Source organism: Cryobacterium tagatosivorans, from assembly GCF_004402215.1.
GTDB lineage: Bacteria > Actinomycetota > Actinomycetes > Actinomycetales > Microbacteriaceae > Cryobacterium > Cryobacterium tagatosivorans.
In genome coordinates, this window is sequence record NZ_SOEZ01000079.1 from 58,556 (window position 1) to 73,702 (window position 15,147).

Sequence of the window (15,147 nt, forward strand, 5' to 3'; positions counted from 1 at the left end):
CATTGGGGTGAGTAACGGGGCTTGAACCCGCGACCTCCTGGACCACAACCAGGCGCTCTACCAGCTGAGCTATACCCACCATGTGTGCTTACATCGCATGCGACGTAGGCAACTCAAGAATTCTATTACACCTTCGGGCCAAAGTTGGACACGGCGTGTGCCGAATGCACTTTCGCCTGGTCGCTCGTGGGTCCGGGGTCGGCCACGAAGACGCTCCGGCGGTAGTAGGCGAGTTCGCGGATCGATTCGAGGATGTCGGCGAGGGCGCGGTGGCCGCCGTCTTTCGCTGGGGCGTTGAAGTAGGCGCGCGGGTACCAGCGGCGGGCCAACTCCTTGATCGACGACACGTCGACGTTGCGGTAGTGCAGCTGCTTGTCCAGGCGCGGCATGTACCGGGTGAGGAAGGCGCGGTCGGTGCCGATGGAGTTGCCGGCGAGTGGTGCCTTCTGCTCGGCGGGGATGTACTTCAGGATGTATTCGAGCACCTGGTACTCGGCCTCGGCGACGCTGACCCCGTCCGGGATCTCGGTGATCAGGCCCGACGAGGTGTGCATCTCGCGCACGAAATCGCCCATGTTCTCCAGGGCGGACGCGTCCGGCTTGATCACGATGTCGAGGCCAGGGCCGATGAGGTTGAGGTCGAAGTCCGTGATCACGACCGCGATTTCCACCAGCTCGTCGTTTTCGAGGTCGAGACCGGTCATTTCACAGTCAATCCATACCAACCGGTCACCGCTAATTGTCATGGGTCGAGTCTACCGGTGGGCGGTGACACGGCCGGCCGAGGCTGCGGCCCCGGCGATCGGCGGGGGGCGGGCTCCGTAGACTGGGACCGATGCCAACGACACTCGCGGTTCTCCTGATCATCAACGCGGCCTGGGCCTTCATCGTTTGGCCGCAATTCTTCCGGCGGGTCCGGCGCGACGAGCGCGCCCGCGACGCCTCCGGCAAGCCGACGAAGTTCCTGATCGTCCACGCCGTGCTCATCGGCATCTCCCTGCTGCTGGCGGCCGTCTCGGTCGTCGTGGCGACGATCGCCCTGATCACGGGCTGACCCGAAGGCCGACGATGGAATTGATCCTGTTCTCCTCCGCATTCTGCGAGCCGTGCATGCAGACCCGCGCGGTGCTGGCCGAGGCGGCGCGACTCGTGCCGCAGGCGACCGTGCGGGAACTGGATGTGGCCAGGGACGCCCGGGAGGCCGAGGCGGAGGGGATCCGGATCACGCCGACCGTGATCGTGAAGAACGCCGCCGGAGCCGAGGTGTTCCGCGCCCGCGGGGTGCCCACGCTCGCGCAGGTGCTGGTGGCCGCCGCGAAGGCGCTCTGAGCGGCCGCGTCGACCGGTGACCGGCCCGCGACGTCGCCTGCGGTATCGTTGAACCGCGTTTCCCGCCCCCGTAGCTCAGTGGATAGAGCAGCGGCCTTCTAATCCGCTTGTCGTAGGTTCGATTCCTACCGGGGGCACCACGTCCAGCCCAGCGCGGGCATCCGACGCGGGCACAGGGTCGAATCACTCAGGCTGGTAGTCAGACGAGACGAAGGGTGCGTGGCCGCTCATGGCCTATCCGCTGGTCACAGGACGCCTGAGCATCGCGCCGCTGGCCGAGGAAGACGCCGCGGCGTTCGCCCGGTACCGGCAGCAACCGGAGGTGGCCCGGTACCAGTCCTGGTCGACCGCTTTCTCCGAGGCGGATGCCGCGCGCCTCATCGCTGCCCGGCCGCCGGGCGACCTGCCCGGCCCAGGGGAGTGGCTGCAGCTGGGCGTGCGGGTCCGGGGCGGCGTGCAACTCCTCGGCGATGTCGCCGTCCACTGCGTCGCCGAACAACCGGACACGTTCGAGCTTGGCGTCACCTTCGCGGGCGAACACCAGGGCCGCGGCTACGCGACGGAGGCCCTGCTGGCCGTGCTCGGCGGCCTCTTCACCGAGCACGGCGCGCATCGGGTGATCGCCCGCTGCGACGCGAGGAACGACGCCATCGCCGCGGTGCTGCGGAAGGGCGGCCTGCGTAAGGAGTCGCGGGAGATCGAGGCGGACTGGTTCAAGGGGGAGTGGACGACGCTCGACACGTACGCCCTGCTCGCGCGTGAATGGGCCCCGCGCGCAACGGCCACCTGAGCCCGGAGACCTCCGGCTGGCCCGGTCGTCTCGTCCGGCTTGATAGATTCGGTTCATGCGAGAACTTCAGGCGCGGATCATCGCGGAACTGCACGTGGCCCCGACCATCGACCCGGCCTTCGAAGTGAGCCGCCGGGTCGGCTTCCTCAAGGAATACCTGCTGCGAACCGGGTCGAGGGGGCTGGTGCTGGGAATCAGCGGCGGCCAGGATTCGTCGCTGGCCGGGCGCCTGTGCCAGCTGGCGGTCGACGAACTCGGCGCCGAGGGGCATTCCGCGTCGTTCACGGCCGTGCGCCTGCCCTATGCCGTGCAGCGCGACGAGGTGGACGCCCAGCTGGCGTTGGAATTCATCCGCCCGCAGACCGTGCTCACCTTCAACATCGAGCGCGCGGTCGACGGCTTCGAGGCGGAGTTCCAGCACAGCACCGGTGAGGAGCTGACCGACTTCAACAAGGGCAACGTCAAGGCGCGGGCCCGGATGATCGCGCAGTACGCCCTCGCCGGGACGCGCGGCCTCCTGGTCGTCGGGACCGACCACGCGGCCGAAGCGGTCACCGGATTCTTCACGAAGTACGGCGACGGGGGAACGGACATCCTGCCCCTGGCCGGCCTGACCAAGCGCCAGGGCCGTTCCCTCCTCGTCCACCTCGGAGCTCCGGAGCGGCTGTACCTGAAGCCGCCGACCGCCGACCTGCTCGATGACCAGCCCGGCCAGACCGACGAAGCGAACCTGGGCCTGCGGTACGAAGACATCGACGATTACCTCGAGGGAAAAGCCGTCGACGAGGGCGTCGCGGAGGCGCTGGAGGCGCGCTTCCTCAGCACCGAACACAAGAGGACCGTTCCCGCCTCGCCGTTCGACGCGTGGTGGCGCTGAGCCGCGTGGGTCTGCTGCCGGCCGACTAGTGCCGGCCGACTACTGCCGGCCGACTACTGCCGGCCGACTACTGCTGCGAAGGCGTTGCGACCGGTCCGGTGGGATTATAGGGCTCCGCCTGACGAACCTCGAGCGCCTCGACGTCATCGAGCAGCTGCTGGGTCTCCGACGGCGTCGACGGTGTCGCCGGTGTGTAGCCGAGCGGCGCGTAGCTGATCGGCGCACGGCCGGCCTGGGCCGCGTCGGCCTGGACAGCGGCGGCCTGCCGGGCGTCGGCCTGCCTGGCGTTGTCCTTCGCCGCGTCGGCATGGTCGGTGTCGCGGTCGCGGTCGCGGTCGCGGTCGTTGACGTTGGCATTGACGTTGGCATTGACCGCGGGTTCGGCCTGCATCGTCGCCTGGTGCGTCGGTTCGAACGACCGGGGCGCGCCGGCCGATTCGGACTCGAGCCGGGTGAAGTCGTCGTGGTGCTGCTGCGCCACCCAGGCGTCACGCTCGGCGAGGAGGCTCTTCTCCGAGCTCGTGTCCTGCAGTTTCCAGCGGTCGATGTCGCCCTGGAAGATCTTGCGGGCCCGCGACGGCTTGTTCTGCCAGTCGACCAGACGGTCGCGGAACTCGGCCACGGCGGGCTCGAGCTGATAGCCGAACGTTGCCGAGGTGCGCTTGAGGTCGGCAAGTTGGTGGGCGGCCCAGTTGGCGGCGATGCCGGCACCGCGAATCGGCAGCAGGCGCAACTGGATGTCGGCGTGACCGACGGCGCGGTCGGCCATGACCTGCTCCTGCGTTGTCAGCGAGTTCCAGACCGAGGCGTCGGCAGCCGCGTCGACCAGGGTGCTGATCACCGCGGACTTGAGCTCGCGATCGCGCTGGTCGAGCAGACCCCTGACGGCGCCGCGGGAGATCCACGCGGCCAGCACGCTGGCGACGATGAGCGCCACGACGAGCACGACGGCGCCGAAGACGACGGGCTGGTTACTGATGGCCGTGAGCCAGGATACGAAGTTATTCCACCACTGCATGTGCCGAACTGTACCGGGCGCCGGAGCGGTTCCCGCGGAAGGTGCGCGGCGTGCCCCGAAGTGGTGCCAGGCGAATGCGGGCTCAGCGGAAGTAAGGGGCTCAGTGGAAGCAGTCGCTCAGCGGAAGCAGTCCGCCGCGTCGTCGATCCGCCAGAACTCGCCCAGGTCGATGCTGCGCGCTGCCTGGACGATGCGGCGCGCGGCGAAACGCTCCCCGCGGGCATCCGCTCGGCGTTCGATGTGGCCGAGGACGGCTCCTGAACGACCGGTCACCCGCCACAGGCCGTCTTTGACCGGGATGAGGCTCGGGCCGCGGGTTGCGGTTATCGTGCTCATGGAATCCTCCGAACTGTCAGCCGGCCGCTGGGGTTTTTCCCAGGTTATGGCCGGCCGCCGACATTCGTCCCGGGTCAGCGGGGCAGGCTGTTCGCCAGGGCGAGGTCCTGGCTCGCCAGGTCCAGGTCCACCGCCTTGTTGGAGCGTGCCGTTTGCGCGACGACGATGCCGACGAGCACGAGCACGGCTCCGGCGGCCTGCACCCCGGTGAGCGATTCGCCCAGCCAGAGGAACGCGAACGCGAACGCGAAGATCACCTCGGACGCCGAAACAACCCCGGCGCCCGTGGCGTTGAGCCGGCTGAGCGCCATGTAGGAGAGCAGGTACGGCGCGAAGGAGCCGAACACACCGTTCCAGAGCAGGATGCCCCACAGTGGAACGGTCACCGCGTCCAGGTTGCCGCCGAGCGACGTCTGCTGGGCCAGGATCGCGGGGTCGAGCTGCCACCACGCGCTGAACAGGAGCCAGAACGCGCTGGCGAAGAGCATCGACCAGAACGCCACCGCGAGGGGGGAACTCGTGGCGACCTGGCGTTCACCGAGCAGGAAATACACGGCCAGGCAGATTGCCGCCAGGATCCCGGCCACGACGCCGGGGGCGGACAGCCGGCTCGCCCACACCTCGGCGACGATGGCCATCCCGACCAGCACGCAGACGATGGCCACCCAGATCCTTGATTTCACCTTCTCCTTGAAGACGAAACGAACCACCAGGGCGATGAGCAGCACGCCGGAGTACTCGAGCATGAGCGCGATTCCGACCGGCAGCAGGCTGATCGCGACGGCGTAGAACCACTGGATCAAGGCGACCCCGGCCACGCCGAGCAGGGCCATCACGGCCAGCTGCCTGCGGTCGATGCGGAACGCGGCTCGGTTCGTGGCGAGCAGCAACCCACCGGCGAGGATGGCGATGATGGTGACCCGGGCGAAGGTGAGCTGCGCGGGGGAGAGGCCGGCCTCGACAATGACCTTTGTGGTGCTTCCGTTCAGTCCGAACAGCAGGGAGGCGAGCAGCGCGAAGAGGTAGCCCACCCCGTTATCCGAGTGACGTGCCGTGCACGGCGTGTGGTTCGATGGCGGCGATCTCGTCGTTCGTCAGCGCCGGGGCGTCGAGCGCGGCGATGTTCTGCTCCAGTTGGCTGACGCTGCTCGCCCCGATGAGGACCGAGGTCACGGATGGCTGCCGCAGGATCCAGGTCAGGGCCAGTTGCGCGAGGGTCTGGTGGCGTGCGGCGGCAAAGTCGTTGAGCGCGCGCACCCGGCCGAGATACGTCTCGGACAGGGCGGCCTCGGTCAGGAATCCGCTGGTGGCGATGCGCGAGCCCGACGGCACCTGGCCGTCGAGATAGCGGTCGGTCAGTAGACCCTGCGCGAGAGGAGAGAAGACGATGCTGCCGACGCCGAGTTCGTCGAGGACCGGGAACAGCCCCTCCTCGATGTGCCGGTCGAACATGGAGTAGCGCGGCTGGTGGATGAGCAGGGGCACGTTGAACTCGGCCAGGGCGGCCGCGGCGGCGCGGGTCTGCTCCGGGTCGTAGTTCGAGATCCCCGCGTAGAGTGCCTTGCCCTGCTGGACGGCGGTCGCCAGGGCGCCCATCGTCTCCTCGATCGGGGTGTTCGGATCCGGCCGGTGCGAGTAGAAGATGTCGACATAGTCCAGGCCCAGCCGCCCGAGGCTCGCGTCGAGCGATGACAGCATGTACTTGCGGGAGCCCCACTCGCCGTACGGACCCGGCCACATGTCGTACCCGGCCTTGCTGGAAATGATCAGCTCGTCCCGGTAAGGGCGGAAGTCCTCGGCGAAGATCCGGCCGAAATTGGTCTCCGCGGCCCCGGCGGGCGGCCCGTAATTGTTGGCCAGGTCGAAGTGGGTGACCCCGAGGTCGAAGGCGCGGCGCAGGATGGCGCGCTGGGTGTCGATGGGGCGCTCATGGCCGAAGTTGTGCCAGAGGCCCAGCGACACGGCCGGCAGCCTGAGGCCGCTGCGCCCGGTTCGTCGATAATCCATGGCGGCGTAGCGGTCAGCGGCGGCAACAAAGGTCATGGAGTTACTCTAGAGGCGTGCAAACTTTCGTGGTCGCAGGTGGATGTTTCTGGTGTCTTGACGCCGTGTATCGAGTGTTGCGGGGGGTGAGCGACGTCGTCTCCGGTTACACCGGCGGCGAGGTCCCCAATCCCAGCTATGAGGCGGTGTGCACGGGCCGAACTGGGCACGCGGAGGCCACGGCGGTGACGTTCGACCCCGAGGTCATCCCGGCGGACGTGATCCTGGACGTGTTCTTCACCCTCCACGACCCGACCCAGCTGAACCGGCAGGGGGCCGACGTCGGCACCCAGTACCGGTCGGCGATGTTCTACGCGGACGAGGAGCAGAAGCGGCTCTTCGAAGCGGCGCGGGAGCGCGCCAACGGCTACTGGGACGGCGGAATCGTGACCACGATCGAGCCGCTCGGCGAGTATTACGTCGCCGAGGACTACCACCAGGACTTCTTCGCGAAGAACCCGGGCCAGGGCTACTGCATGGCGGTCGCCCTGCCCAAGGTCAACAAGATCCGCAAGTCGTACTCGCAGTACATCGTCGCGTAGCGCTTCACCGCCGGCGCCCGTGGGCGCGCCCTCCACAGCCCGTCGCCGCGGCGGATTTCCTCCGATGCCGGGCGGGCGGTCTGTCGCGCCCTCGGGGCGCCGCACACTCGTCGTACGCGGCCCGAGGTCGACAAGACTGGCACGAGTGGTTGTCCCCGGGTCGCGCGCGAAGGGCCTTCCGCCCTGCGCCGCTGTCCGTGCGGGGCCGTTCGTCCAGGGCCGTTGGTCCGGGGCGGTTCGCGCTGGGCCGTTCGTGCCGGGAGAGCGACATGACGAGTGACACCATGACCCTGACGGGAGTCGTGGCGACGACGCCGCGCCACCTGGTCACGAGTTCCGGCGCAATAGTTTCTATAAGGATAGTTCCCCCCCAGTTCTGGGGTGCTCCAGTGTGCTGCACCGATGATGTGGCCCAATACAAATCACGCCGGCTTTTCGATTCGAGGCCCAAACGTGGCTCAAACGCCCTTCTCTACCAGTACTGTGGCTCAACTGCTGTGCAAGGTAGAGGAGTCAAAACTTGTCAGACACTGCCGTAGAGACAAAGAAGTCCCTGGTTCCAAAATGGGAGCAGCTGGCGCGCGACGAGGTTCGAGCTTCGATTCGCAAGTTCACTAAGCCCCTGCAGGATCTCGTGAAGCGCGATGCCAACGAGGGGGACACTCGGCTACTCGTGACTGACATGCTCTGTTACGGACTGGGCTATGACAAGTTTGACGATCTGACAACCGAGTATGCGGTCCGAGGCGAGTTCGCTGACTACGGGGTTCGCATCGACAAACAGCTCGTGGCTTTCATCGAGGTTAAGCGGGCGACTCAAAAACTGCATGCTCGCCACCTGCGCCAGGTCGAGACATACGCGGTGAAGGAAGGCTTGGAGTGGATAATCCTCACAAACGGTCAGGTCTGGCAGGCCTACCACGTCCAAGCTGCGACGGGCCAAAAGGTCGCCACGCATCTCGCGTTCGAGGTTGATCTGCTGAGTGATGAAACGCCTACACGGAAGACAGAGGCCCTTTTCCACCTTCATCGATCGGCCATGAAGAAAGGCCTGATCGATGCGCTGTGGCGGCGCAAAGCGGCGACATCCGCACCCGCGATGGCAGCGATTCTCTTGTCACCGCCCGTTCTTGATGCTGCGCGCAAGGAGATCCGTCGGAGCAGCGGATACAACCCGGATCTTGACGAATTGGCAAGGATAGTTCGCGCCGAAGTCCTCAAGGCTGAGCTTTTCATATAGCAATCAGATTGGACCGTAATGACTCAGGATGAGATAGCGCTTTGGGTTCAAGTGGCTGCCGTGCTCGCGGCCGTAGGCGCGTCAATCGTCGCACTGGTCATCTCCGCTAAGGATCGAAATGCTGCCCACTTCATTGCCGCGGAAGACCGTAAGTTCGCTCAGCGACACAGCAAGCTCATGTTCGAGCTCGAAACGCTCGTCAGATTGCTTGAGAATCGGAACCGGGGAGGATCGACCGATCGCGAGGAGTCAAGTCGAATGGGCGCCGAAGCGCTCACCTTGGTTGGCTTGATCGGGCCTGAGCGGCTTCCGCGACAGTGGGAACGCGCCGTGTCAATGTCTGACGAAGGATTGCGGCAGCTTCAGGATGATGCGGGGTTTCCGCAGTACAAGAGAGATGCAATCGAGACACAACTCGCGGTGAGCGCCGTCGTGGCCGAGATCAGAATCATCAATGACCGTTAGACAGTCGCGAATTGCGCCCCCGTCATCCGTGAGGACAACGGGGGCGTATCGGCGCTGGTAGGTCATAACCCGGAACGTAGCTCGCTACCATCCATCCGGCACGCCATCGTGCGCGGTGAGGTTCACGCCGAGCTAGTGGGGTCAGTCCCAGGCGCGGTCGGCCTTCGCGCGTGCCAACACGTCCGGGTCGCGCACTTCGCCAGTGGTGACGAGCAGTCGCGCCGCCTGAATGGTGCCCAACAGGCCGAAGATGCCGCTGGGGTGCTTCTCGTGCCGCCAGTACGTCAGATACTCCACCCGCCATGCTGCGAACGCCTCCACGGGCGGCTGGGGCCACTCTGAGAGGTCAAAGCGCGTCATGGTCGCCGGGTGATCCTCGAGGCCGTTACGGCGCTTACGGACAACCATCAGCGGGACTGCTTGCCATACACACGGCGGCTAGCTGATGGGTCATCCTCGAGCGCAGGAATGCCCAGCATGACCAGCAGCCGAGCAAGGGCCAGACGCTGCTGGCGACCTTCGCTCACGGCCGGGTGCACGCGGCTGCCCTGGGAGCTGGGGAGCATGAGGCCCTCGTCCTCCACAGCCTTATCAAGCTGCACGATACGGTCACGAGTGCGGCAAGATTCCTCGAGGATTGCTAACTCATGGTCCGCCCAGGAGAATTCATCCGTAGCGGCATCCCACAACCTGCGGCCCGCGGCGTTCAAATTTCGGGGGGTTTTGACGCCCTTTCCAGGGCCGTTTGAATCGGTCATATCTGCTCCAATGCTGGTGTTTATGTGGGATGTGGCCTTGAAGGGCCAAACGTGGATTCTCCGTGTGTACAAATTGCGCCTACGTCGCCCGAGGCGCAAAAGGGGTGCTTGGGGTTATACGCCCTATACCCCTGCGCCCCGTCCGAAAAGGCACTCGGGCGGCGTGTGGCCTACTTCCGGGGCAGTAGGTCGTTCTCGGTTTGTCCTGCCGGTAGTTGGGCGATGGCGGTGATGGGTCGCCCGTCGCTGAGTCGCGGCATGATGTGGAGTTCCATCTTCACGCCGTGCACGTTGCGCTGCTTCGAGCGTTCAATACCGATGGGCACTAACTCGGTGTTGATCGTGCCGTCCGGGTTGCGGGGCAGGTATGGGTATGTTCCATCGGTGCCGGGGTCGGTGATGTCGTGTGCCATTACTTCCCCTGGTCGAGGTACGCGGCCGCTGTCTCGGCGTCGTCGATGTCCGGCTCGAGGTACGGGGCGATCGCCGTGTTTGCGTTGGCCTCGATCGCTTTGTGCAGGTTCGAGTCAATGAAGTCGCTGAATGGCTGCTGCCGGTATTCGATGTTGGCGGTGGTGTGCGGTTCGCGGCGTAGGAGGTTCGCGGCGCCTTGTGCGTCTGAGCGTGCGCGGGAGCGTGCCGCGCGTGCGCCGAGGTAGCTGACGAACCCTGAGTAGGCGGCGTTGAGGTCGCCGGCGATTGCTGCCGCGACGGCTTCCCCGTATTGCGCGTCTCCGATCCGGGCGAGTTCAGCCTCGAGTGCGGGGTTGGCGTCGAATACTTTCTGTGCCCGTGCGGCTTGTGCCGTCTGGATGAGGGCTGCCTGTTCTTTCTGTTCGGCCTGCTCTTGTGCTTCGAGTGCTGCGAGTGCTGCGCGAAGTTCGTCGGCGGTGGCGGGCGTGGTGGTCTTGGCGGTGGTCATTAGTTGTCCTTCTGGTTGAGTTCGGTCAGTGCTGCTTCGGCGTTGTCTGCGTAGCCGGCGCGCAGTAGGGCGTTGGTGGAGAGCGTGAGTCCGGCTTTCAGTGCCTGGTCGATCTGCGCGCGGTCCTCTGCCACTGACTTGGTGTAGGTCTTGGCGATGGAGGTAACGCGGCGGTTGCGGCGGATGCCTTCTGCTTCGTTGTCCTCGGGGTTGGTGTAGGTGGTGCTCATGGTGTCTCCTTGATTCGTTGGTCTGGCAGGGTGGGGTGGATCTCGGGTGGCCGGGTGAGTTTCAGTCGGCGGCCGCGCTTGCGGTTGTGGCTTTTGCGCTTGGCGGTGGGCCAGGTGGGGCCGCTGTACGGTCGGTAGCTCAACAGGGCACCTCGAGGTCGTCGGGGTTGGTCATGGGGTTTTCCTTCCGGGGGTGATCTTGATTCGTAGTCCGCGCTCGTCTGGGTCTACGAACACTTGCCAGCCTTCGAGCGTGAGTGAGGCGAGCGCCCGGAGTGGTTCGCTGGTGAGAAAGTTGGTTGTTGCGTGGTAGTTTTCGATCCCTTCGCCGGTTTCGGTGCGGGGGTAGTGGAGCCATTTGGGGCGCTGGTTGAGGTCGTCGTGCAGGCCGAGCTCGTGGAGCGTGAGGAGGGGCCCGTGGTCGGTGGGCCATCCGTCGATCCTTGATGAAATGCTCATGCGGTCGGCCCGGCCTCGAGCGCGGTTACGCGCCTGTTGATCTGCTGCAGGAGCGGGATGATTCCGACTGCAAGGCGCTCATAGGCGATGCCGAACGGGGCACCTTCGCTGTCGTAGTTGACGAATGCTCCGAGGCCGGCTGCATGGAACTGTTCAGCGATGCCGCCGATGATGTACGGGGCGTTGTCGCCGTGCAGGTCGGTTTCTGCTGTGTAGCGGAAGTCGACAATTTCGGCGTCGAGGATGCTGTGTGGGTCGAATACCGTTGGGCGGATGTCTTGCTTGAAGCGAGCCGATGAGGGGACGTGACCAATGCGCCCGTCGTCGGTGGTGGCGTACGTGGCGAAGTAGTTTGACGTGAGGACTGTGACCGGCACGCTTGGCACCCGGAGCGCACCGTCCACCGTGAGATCGCCGCCGACTGTTACGTCTGTGCCGAAGTGCCCAAAGCCGGTTGCGGTCACGTTGCCCGTATTTACGGCCGTGGACATTGCGGAATCGACCTGGGCTTGTAGGTCGTTGAGCAGCCCTGCCAGTTGTTCCTGCTGGGTGGTGAGCGCGTCCACGGTCGTCTGAAACGATTTGGCGATGGAGGGGCCGAGTTCGGTCACGAACCGCTCGAGGTCGCGCATCTTTCGCAGCTGCGTGTCTTCGCTTGCGGGCATCCGTGAGCCGATTGAACCTGGCTGAAATGACATGTGTTACTCCGTTTCGATCTTGGTTGGTGGGGTGGATGTTGCTTGCGTCGTGCGTAGTGCGCTGATCGCGGTCATGCTGCGGCCCGTGCGTCGGTGTGTGCGGCGTCGGTCTTGCCGCAAATGCCGATCGCTTTGGACTGCGGGGCGAACAGGGGAGCGGCGCAAACGCGGCAGGCAGGCTGCCCGGTTTCGGTGCCAGATTTTGCAGTAGGTACCCGTAAGCCTCCGTGCCCCTTATCTAGGGGTTGGGTAGGTACTGCAGTTTCTGGCACCGAATTTTCGGGGTGCTGTGTGGGGGGTGCAGAATCTGGCACCGCTTTTTTGGGGTCGAGGGCGTCCGGTTCAATGTCGTCCCTGAGCGTGTATCGCCAGATCGTCACGTCTCGCCCAGCGTTGTTCCCTTCGCTCTCATCAACTGAAAGAACGTTGAGCATGTGGAGTGCCTGCAATTCGCGGTCAACGGTCGCCCTCGGCATCCCCAAACGCTTGCGAACATCCGAGGTCGAGCTGTCAGGGTTCGCTGAAACGTCATCGATGATGCGCAGCCGAATAGGTGGCATCGAGTCGCGGGCGCATCTGATGGCCAATCTCAGGGCCGCGGTGCGGTCGATGCCGATAGCCACGGACCCGCGCACGATCTGCGTGAGCTGTTTGGCGAACCTGGTGGGCATCTCCGGCGCGTGCGCGTCGATCACGTCGCCCCGGTAGTCACGTTCTACGGCGGTGCGTGCCAGCGTCACGAGGTCGGCCGCTGCGAGCAGCGCGTCTGTTTCGGCATCCGTGACGGCGATCCCCGCGGTGTTGATTGTGCCCATGAGGGTCGCGACGGACTCGGTGAGTTCAGAGCGCATCTGCTCTTCGTGCCCGGTGTTTCCGATAGCTTGCCGTCCGGCTGAACGTCGCCCGGTCGTCGAGTCCATCCGCACGAGCACGAATCTGTCGCCCATCGAGGCGATGACCGCGTGAGCCTTGTCCCAGGCTGTCGTTACTGCCCCGATGATGACGAGTCGCCCCGACCATTCGAGCGTTTGCCCGCCGTCCGTCCCGACGTTTCTTGACCACACTCCGTCGTAGACCTCGCGCATCGCACCGAGCACGCTTGCCCGCTGGTCGCCCGACATCGAGAGGATGCTTGTCACGTCCTTGATGACGATAATTCCCCGGTCGCCCATCTTCCGCAGGAGCCCGCCCGTAGCGTCCTCCGATCGCTCTTTGCGGGAGGTGCCAGAGAGCAGCGCTCCCTCCGATGCGATGGTGGAAACGATGGTGGCCCCGATGGCGGCGAGCGATCCGACCGTCTCCGTCTTTGCGTTGCCCGATCCTGAGATGACGAGCAGCCATACAGGGTCGCCGTCGAGTTGTTCGCATGCCGCCGTTGCTAGTACCGCGTCGAGTGCGTCCGTGTCGTATGCGTCACCGAGCCAGCGCTTGAATGCCGCGTGCGCGTTCTCTAGCGCGACTGCGGGCGCTTGCTGGTTGGCGTCCTGCCGTGCCTTCACGGTGGCTTGTGCGGCGTCTGAGCCTGGTTCTACGGTGGCCCACGTCATTCGGCACCCCCGTTGTAGATCGCTCGCCGTGTTGCATCCAGCTCGACGTGCGATGGGCCGATGATGATTGGCTGCCGGGGGTTGAATGCGGCGTTGTAAAACCTGTCGCGGTCAGCGGCGCATTGCTGCAGCTCGTGCGCCATGACAGCCATGCCGTCCGTGTGCCCGATGGAGTAAAAGCCCATGAGTGCCGGCGTGAGATCCTCGAGGCGGATCTCGCCAGACTTGAGCCGCCATAGAGCCGAATCAAGTGCCTTCTCGACTGTTGCGCCGACTTTGTGTGTGTCATGCGTTGCGCTCAATCAGATGCACCCCCAACAGTCGCGGGGGAGAATCCGGCAAACGCGGCCGTGATCGTTTCGCGCTGTTCCGGGGTTAGCGGGTGAGCAGAGGCGACGATACGGCTGATGTATTCCTGAGCGGCGCTCACAGGGCATCGCTGGCGAGCGGGCGACCAGCGGAGTTGAGGCTGGTGAGGTTGACCCGTATGAGTCGCGGGCCGAACCGTTCAGCCTGCACGAGTCCCTGGGTGATGTATCGGCGCATCGTCTGCACACTGACAAATCGCAGGGCTGCTGCTTCCTGGATGGTGCCCCATTCGACAGGGGGCGAGACTTCCTGAGTGCTGCTCGATCGGCGGTATGTAGAGTGGTCCACTAGATCGTCCTTTCGCGAGGTTTCGGTCAAAGCGTGGGGCTCGAGGTAGGACTCGGCCCCACGCGTCTTTGTGTCGGTGGCTTTGATTGGTACTTGTGAGTTATGAAGTATTTCTCCTGACCACAAGTGCTTAATTTGAGGTTGACGCATGCCGTGATAGAACGCAAACACGCCTGTGGATAAGGCTGTCGAAACTCGACGTCGTAGGTATGTTCGCCTGTGGATAACCGCTTTTCTTCGCACATCTCCAAATTATTTCTAGGATTGTGGCGTGACGGTGGAGCGCGGAAAGACGCCGAAGTGTGGCCCCAAATGGGGGTCAATGAGTTACTAACAGCGTGGGACCAAAGGTTTTTTGTGCCCTTTGGGTAAATCGCCCCATAACGGCAGTATCGCGGACACGAAAACGCCCCCGGCGTCTGAATCTCAGACACACGGGGGACGCGATTTTTTGTCTCGATGGGAGGACTCGAACCTCCGGCATGACGGGTAGAAACCGCCTGCTCTGTCCACTGAGCTACATCGAGGGGTGCCCCGGCCCACTTTCGCAGGCCGGGGCGTTGTCGAGCTTGGGTTAGGCGGCTACCGGCGCGGCCGGCTCGCTGAACAGGACGGCGAACGGGATGTTCAGATGCTCGGCGATCTTCATAACGTTGGAGACCTTGAAATCAGACAGGCCGGCGAGGTGGCGGCGCAAGGTTGTGCGCGGGATGCCTGTTGCCTTGGCAAGAGGGAGCAATGCAACCCCTGCGGACAACCTGGCGGCTTCCATCCTGCGGGCGACTGTTGCCGAGGCAGCGGAGGCGGCCATCAGAGCGCCGCCCCTTCGGTGGTGAGCGCGTCCATGCGGTCGGCCATGCTGCGGAGCCATGCGGGGAATGCTTCGTACTCCGTGGCGGCGGTTCTGAACTCATCGGCGGTCATGGTGCCGTCGCCCTCGAAGGCGATGTCGCCCTCGAATCGTCCGGAGCAGTCAGAGATGGAGGCTTTGACGATACCGCCGTCGAAGGTGGCGTTTACGGCTTCGTGCGACCAGTCAGCAACGGGGGCGTAGAACTCGTGGCCGTTGCCGGTGCAGTCGATGTACTTGCACGGGGTCTCCCGTGCCTGGATAGCAAGCCGCTCGTTTTCGGCGTCTGCGATTGCCCTGTCCACTTTTTCTGAGTCGGTCAGGGGCTTGTGGATTACGCTGGTGTTCATATCGATATTCCTTTTCATTGTGTATCGGTATTGCCC

At 64.7% G+C, this 15,147-nt stretch carries 24 protein-coding genes and 3 tRNA genes; 8 read left to right on the forward strand and 19 right to left on the reverse strand.

Going from position 1 to position 15,147, the window contains the following annotated elements; translation table 11 throughout:
* Positions 1–3: 3 nt before the first annotated feature.
* Together E3O23_RS17020 and orn are read right to left on the reverse strand one after the other, a co-directional pair.
* A tRNA-His gene (locus E3O23_RS17020) sits at positions 4–79 on the reverse strand.
* Between the two features lie 46 nt (positions 80–125).
* Positions 126–746 carry an oligoribonuclease gene (gene orn / locus E3O23_RS17025; RefSeq protein WP_134493124.1) on the reverse strand — a complete coding sequence of 207 codons (621 nt, stop codon included), beginning with the start codon at positions 744–746 and terminating at the stop codon, positions 126–128.
* A gap of 89 nt (positions 747–835) precedes the next feature.
* On the opposite strand from orn, the gene E3O23_RS17030 reads away from it, so the two are divergent.
* From E3O23_RS17030 to nadE, 5 genes are all read left to right on the forward strand, one after another.
* The gene (locus tag E3O23_RS17030; protein ID WP_134493126.1) at positions 836–1,054 is read left to right on the forward strand and encodes an SCO4848 family membrane protein; all 219 of its coding nucleotides are present in this window, start codon (positions 836–838) and stop codon (positions 1,052–1,054) included.
* Between the two features lie 14 nt (positions 1,055–1,068).
* Entirely contained in the window at positions 1,069–1,329 is a 261-nt protein-coding gene (locus E3O23_RS17035; RefSeq protein ID WP_134493128.1) for a thioredoxin domain-containing protein, read from the forward strand.
* Positions 1,330–1,393: 64 nt separating this feature from the next.
* Positions 1,394–1,469: transfer RNA gene (locus E3O23_RS17040), tRNA-Arg, on the forward strand.
* Between the two features lie 89 nt (positions 1,470–1,558).
* Positions 1,559–2,119 (forward strand): GNAT family N-acetyltransferase, encoded by a 561-nt coding sequence (locus tag E3O23_RS17045; protein WP_134493130.1) that lies wholly within the window; start codon positions 1,559–1,561, stop codon positions 2,117–2,119.
* 55 nt (positions 2,120–2,174) lie between these two features.
* Positions 2,175–2,996, forward strand: coding sequence for an ammonia-dependent NAD(+) synthetase (gene nadE, locus E3O23_RS17050; protein ID WP_134493132.1), 822 nt, complete (start codon positions 2,175–2,177; stop codon positions 2,994–2,996).
* 67 nt (positions 2,997–3,063) lie between these two features.
* Here the strand turns inward: nadE and E3O23_RS17055 are convergent, their stop codons facing one another.
* The 4 genes from E3O23_RS17055 to mgrA all read right to left on the reverse strand — a co-directional run bounded on the left by E3O23_RS17055 (position 3,064) and on the right by mgrA (position 6,393).
* Positions 3,064–4,014 (reverse strand): hypothetical protein, encoded by a 951-nt coding sequence (locus tag E3O23_RS17055; RefSeq protein WP_134493134.1) that lies wholly within the window; start codon positions 4,012–4,014, stop codon positions 3,064–3,066.
* A 117-nt stretch (positions 4,015–4,131) separates the two neighbouring features.
* A complete protein-coding gene (locus tag E3O23_RS17060; RefSeq protein ID WP_134493135.1) occupies positions 4,132–4,350 on the reverse strand; it encodes a hypothetical protein in 219 nt (72 codons plus the stop codon).
* A 74-nt stretch (positions 4,351–4,424) separates the two neighbouring features.
* Positions 4,425–5,381, reverse strand: a complete 957-nt coding sequence (locus E3O23_RS17065; RefSeq protein WP_134493136.1) for a DMT family transporter — start codon at positions 5,379–5,381, stop codon at positions 4,425–4,427.
* A 4-nt stretch (positions 5,382–5,385) separates the two neighbouring features.
* Positions 5,386–6,393 (reverse strand): L-glyceraldehyde 3-phosphate reductase, encoded by a 1,008-nt coding sequence (gene mgrA / locus E3O23_RS17070; RefSeq protein WP_134493138.1) that lies wholly within the window; start codon positions 6,391–6,393, stop codon positions 5,386–5,388.
* A 17-nt stretch (positions 6,394–6,410) separates the two neighbouring features.
* On the opposite strand from mgrA, the gene msrA reads away from it, so the two are divergent.
* The 3 genes from msrA to E3O23_RS17085 all read left to right on the forward strand — a co-directional run bounded on the left by msrA (position 6,411) and on the right by E3O23_RS17085 (position 8,640).
* Complete coding sequence (gene msrA / locus E3O23_RS17075; RefSeq protein ID WP_134493140.1) at positions 6,411–6,935, forward strand: peptide-methionine (S)-S-oxide reductase MsrA; 525 nt, start codon at positions 6,411–6,413, stop codon at positions 6,933–6,935.
* A 520-nt stretch (positions 6,936–7,455) separates the two neighbouring features.
* The gene (locus tag E3O23_RS17080; protein ID WP_134493142.1) at positions 7,456–8,175 is read left to right on the forward strand and encodes a type I restriction enzyme HsdR N-terminal domain-containing protein; all 720 of its coding nucleotides are present in this window, start codon (positions 7,456–7,458) and stop codon (positions 8,173–8,175) included.
* A gap of 18 nt (positions 8,176–8,193) precedes the next feature.
* The gene (locus tag E3O23_RS17085; protein WP_134493144.1) at positions 8,194–8,640 is read left to right on the forward strand and encodes a hypothetical protein; all 447 of its coding nucleotides are present in this window, start codon (positions 8,194–8,196) and stop codon (positions 8,638–8,640) included.
* A gap of 141 nt (positions 8,641–8,781) precedes the next feature.
* On the opposite strand, the gene E3O23_RS17090 is transcribed toward E3O23_RS17085, so the two are convergent.
* The 13 genes from E3O23_RS17090 to E3O23_RS17150 all read right to left on the reverse strand — a co-directional run bounded on the left by E3O23_RS17090 (position 8,782) and on the right by E3O23_RS17150 (position 15,111).
* On the reverse strand, positions 8,782–9,000 hold the full coding sequence (locus E3O23_RS17090) for a hypothetical protein (protein WP_166790568.1): 219 nt from the start codon (positions 8,998–9,000) through the stop codon (positions 8,782–8,784).
* A gap of 47 nt (positions 9,001–9,047) precedes the next feature.
* Entirely contained in the window at positions 9,048–9,398 is a 351-nt protein-coding gene (locus tag E3O23_RS17095; RefSeq protein WP_198415208.1) for a terminase, read from the reverse strand.
* A 170-nt stretch (positions 9,399–9,568) separates the two neighbouring features.
* Complete coding sequence (locus tag E3O23_RS17100; RefSeq protein ID WP_134493148.1) at positions 9,569–9,811, reverse strand: hypothetical protein; 243 nt, start codon at positions 9,809–9,811, stop codon at positions 9,569–9,571.
* Positions 9,811–10,320, reverse strand: coding sequence for a hypothetical protein (locus E3O23_RS17105; RefSeq protein WP_134493150.1), 510 nt, complete (start codon positions 10,318–10,320; stop codon positions 9,811–9,813). The genes E3O23_RS17100 and E3O23_RS17105 overlap by 1 nt, the downstream gene beginning before the upstream one ends.
* A complete protein-coding gene (locus E3O23_RS17110) occupies positions 10,320–10,550 on the reverse strand; it encodes a hypothetical protein (protein ID WP_134493152.1) in 231 nt (76 codons plus the stop codon). The genes E3O23_RS17105 and E3O23_RS17110 overlap by 1 nt, the downstream gene beginning before the upstream one ends.
* Before the next feature lie 171 nt (positions 10,551–10,721).
* Entirely contained in the window at positions 10,722–11,009 is a 288-nt protein-coding gene (locus E3O23_RS17115; RefSeq protein WP_134493154.1) for a hypothetical protein, read from the reverse strand.
* Positions 11,006–11,707, reverse strand: coding sequence for a tail fiber domain-containing protein (locus tag E3O23_RS17120; protein ID WP_134493156.1), 702 nt, complete (start codon positions 11,705–11,707; stop codon positions 11,006–11,008). The genes E3O23_RS17115 and E3O23_RS17120 overlap by 4 nt, the downstream gene beginning before the upstream one ends.
* A gap of 71 nt (positions 11,708–11,778) precedes the next feature.
* Positions 11,779–13,254 carry a hypothetical protein gene (locus E3O23_RS17125; protein WP_198415209.1) on the reverse strand — a complete coding sequence of 492 codons (1,476 nt, stop codon included), beginning with the start codon at positions 13,252–13,254 and terminating at the stop codon, positions 11,779–11,781.
* Entirely contained in the window at positions 13,251–13,556 is a 306-nt protein-coding gene (locus E3O23_RS17130; protein ID WP_134493158.1) for a hypothetical protein, read from the reverse strand. Before E3O23_RS17130 ends, E3O23_RS17125 begins: the two co-directional genes overlap by 4 nt.
* A gap of 124 nt (positions 13,557–13,680) precedes the next feature.
* Positions 13,681–13,911 (reverse strand): DNA-binding protein, encoded by a 231-nt coding sequence (locus E3O23_RS17135; protein ID WP_134493160.1) that lies wholly within the window; start codon positions 13,909–13,911, stop codon positions 13,681–13,683.
* Positions 13,912–14,365: 454 nt separating this feature from the next.
* Positions 14,366–14,438: transfer RNA gene (locus E3O23_RS17140), tRNA-Arg, on the reverse strand.
* A gap of 47 nt (positions 14,439–14,485) precedes the next feature.
* A complete protein-coding gene (locus tag E3O23_RS17145; RefSeq protein ID WP_166790569.1) occupies positions 14,486–14,722 on the reverse strand; it encodes a helix-turn-helix domain-containing protein in 237 nt (78 codons plus the stop codon).
* Entirely contained in the window at positions 14,722–15,111 is a 390-nt protein-coding gene (locus E3O23_RS17150) for a hypothetical protein (RefSeq protein ID WP_134493164.1), read from the reverse strand. The genes E3O23_RS17145 and E3O23_RS17150 overlap by 1 nt, the downstream gene beginning before the upstream one ends.
* Between the last annotated feature and the right edge of the window lie 36 nt (positions 15,112–15,147).

Coding starts and splice junctions, on each gene's coding strand:
- E3O23_RS17030 (WP_134493126.1), top strand. CDS start 836: ATGCCAACGACACTCGCGGTTCTCCTGATCATCAACGCGGCCTGGGCC.
- E3O23_RS17100 (WP_134493148.1), bottom strand. CDS start 9,811: ATGGCACACGACATCACCGACCCCGGCACCGATGGAACATACCCATAC.
- nadE (WP_134493132.1), top strand. CDS start 2,175: ATGCGAGAACTTCAGGCGCGGATCATCGCGGAACTGCACGTGGCCCCG.
- E3O23_RS17115 (WP_134493154.1), bottom strand. CDS start 11,009: ATGAGCATTTCATCAAGGATCGACGGATGGCCCACCGACCACGGGCCC.
- E3O23_RS17105 (WP_134493150.1), bottom strand. CDS start 10,320: ATGACCACCGCCAAGACCACCACGCCCGCCACCGCCGACGAACTTCGC.
- E3O23_RS17045 (WP_134493130.1), top strand. CDS start 1,559: ATGGCCTATCCGCTGGTCACAGGACGCCTGAGCATCGCGCCGCTGGCC.
- E3O23_RS17035 (WP_134493128.1), top strand. CDS start 1,069: ATGGAATTGATCCTGTTCTCCTCCGCATTCTGCGAGCCGTGCATGCAG.
- mgrA (WP_134493138.1), bottom strand. CDS start 6,393: ATGACCTTTGTTGCCGCCGCTGACCGCTACGCCGCCATGGATTATCGA.
- E3O23_RS17110 (WP_134493152.1), bottom strand. CDS start 10,550: ATGAGCACCACCTACACCAACCCCGAGGACAACGAAGCAGAAGGCATC.
- E3O23_RS17120 (WP_134493156.1), bottom strand. CDS start 11,707: ATGTCATTTCAGCCAGGTTCAATCGGCTCACGGATGCCCGCAAGCGAA.
- orn (WP_134493124.1), bottom strand. CDS start 746: ATGACAATTAGCGGTGACCGGTTGGTATGGATTGACTGTGAAATGACC.
- E3O23_RS17085 (WP_134493144.1), top strand. CDS start 8,194: ATGACTCAGGATGAGATAGCGCTTTGGGTTCAAGTGGCTGCCGTGCTC.
- E3O23_RS17095 (WP_198415208.1), bottom strand. CDS start 9,398: ATGACCGATTCAAACGGCCCTGGAAAGGGCGTCAAAACCCCCCGAAAT.
- E3O23_RS17125 (WP_198415209.1), bottom strand. CDS start 13,254: ATGACGTGGGCCACCGTAGAACCAGGCTCAGACGCCGCACAAGCCACC.
- E3O23_RS17150 (WP_134493164.1), bottom strand. CDS start 15,111: ATGAACACCAGCGTAATCCACAAGCCCCTGACCGACTCAGAAAAAGTG.
- E3O23_RS17145 (WP_166790569.1), bottom strand. CDS start 14,722: ATGGCCGCCTCCGCTGCCTCGGCAACAGTCGCCCGCAGGATGGAAGCC.
- E3O23_RS17090 (WP_166790568.1), bottom strand. CDS start 9,000: ATGACGCGCTTTGACCTCTCAGAGTGGCCCCAGCCGCCCGTGGAGGCG.
- E3O23_RS17060 (WP_134493135.1), bottom strand. CDS start 4,350: ATGAGCACGATAACCGCAACCCGCGGCCCGAGCCTCATCCCGGTCAAA.
- E3O23_RS17055 (WP_134493134.1), bottom strand. CDS start 4,014: ATGCAGTGGTGGAATAACTTCGTATCCTGGCTCACGGCCATCAGTAAC.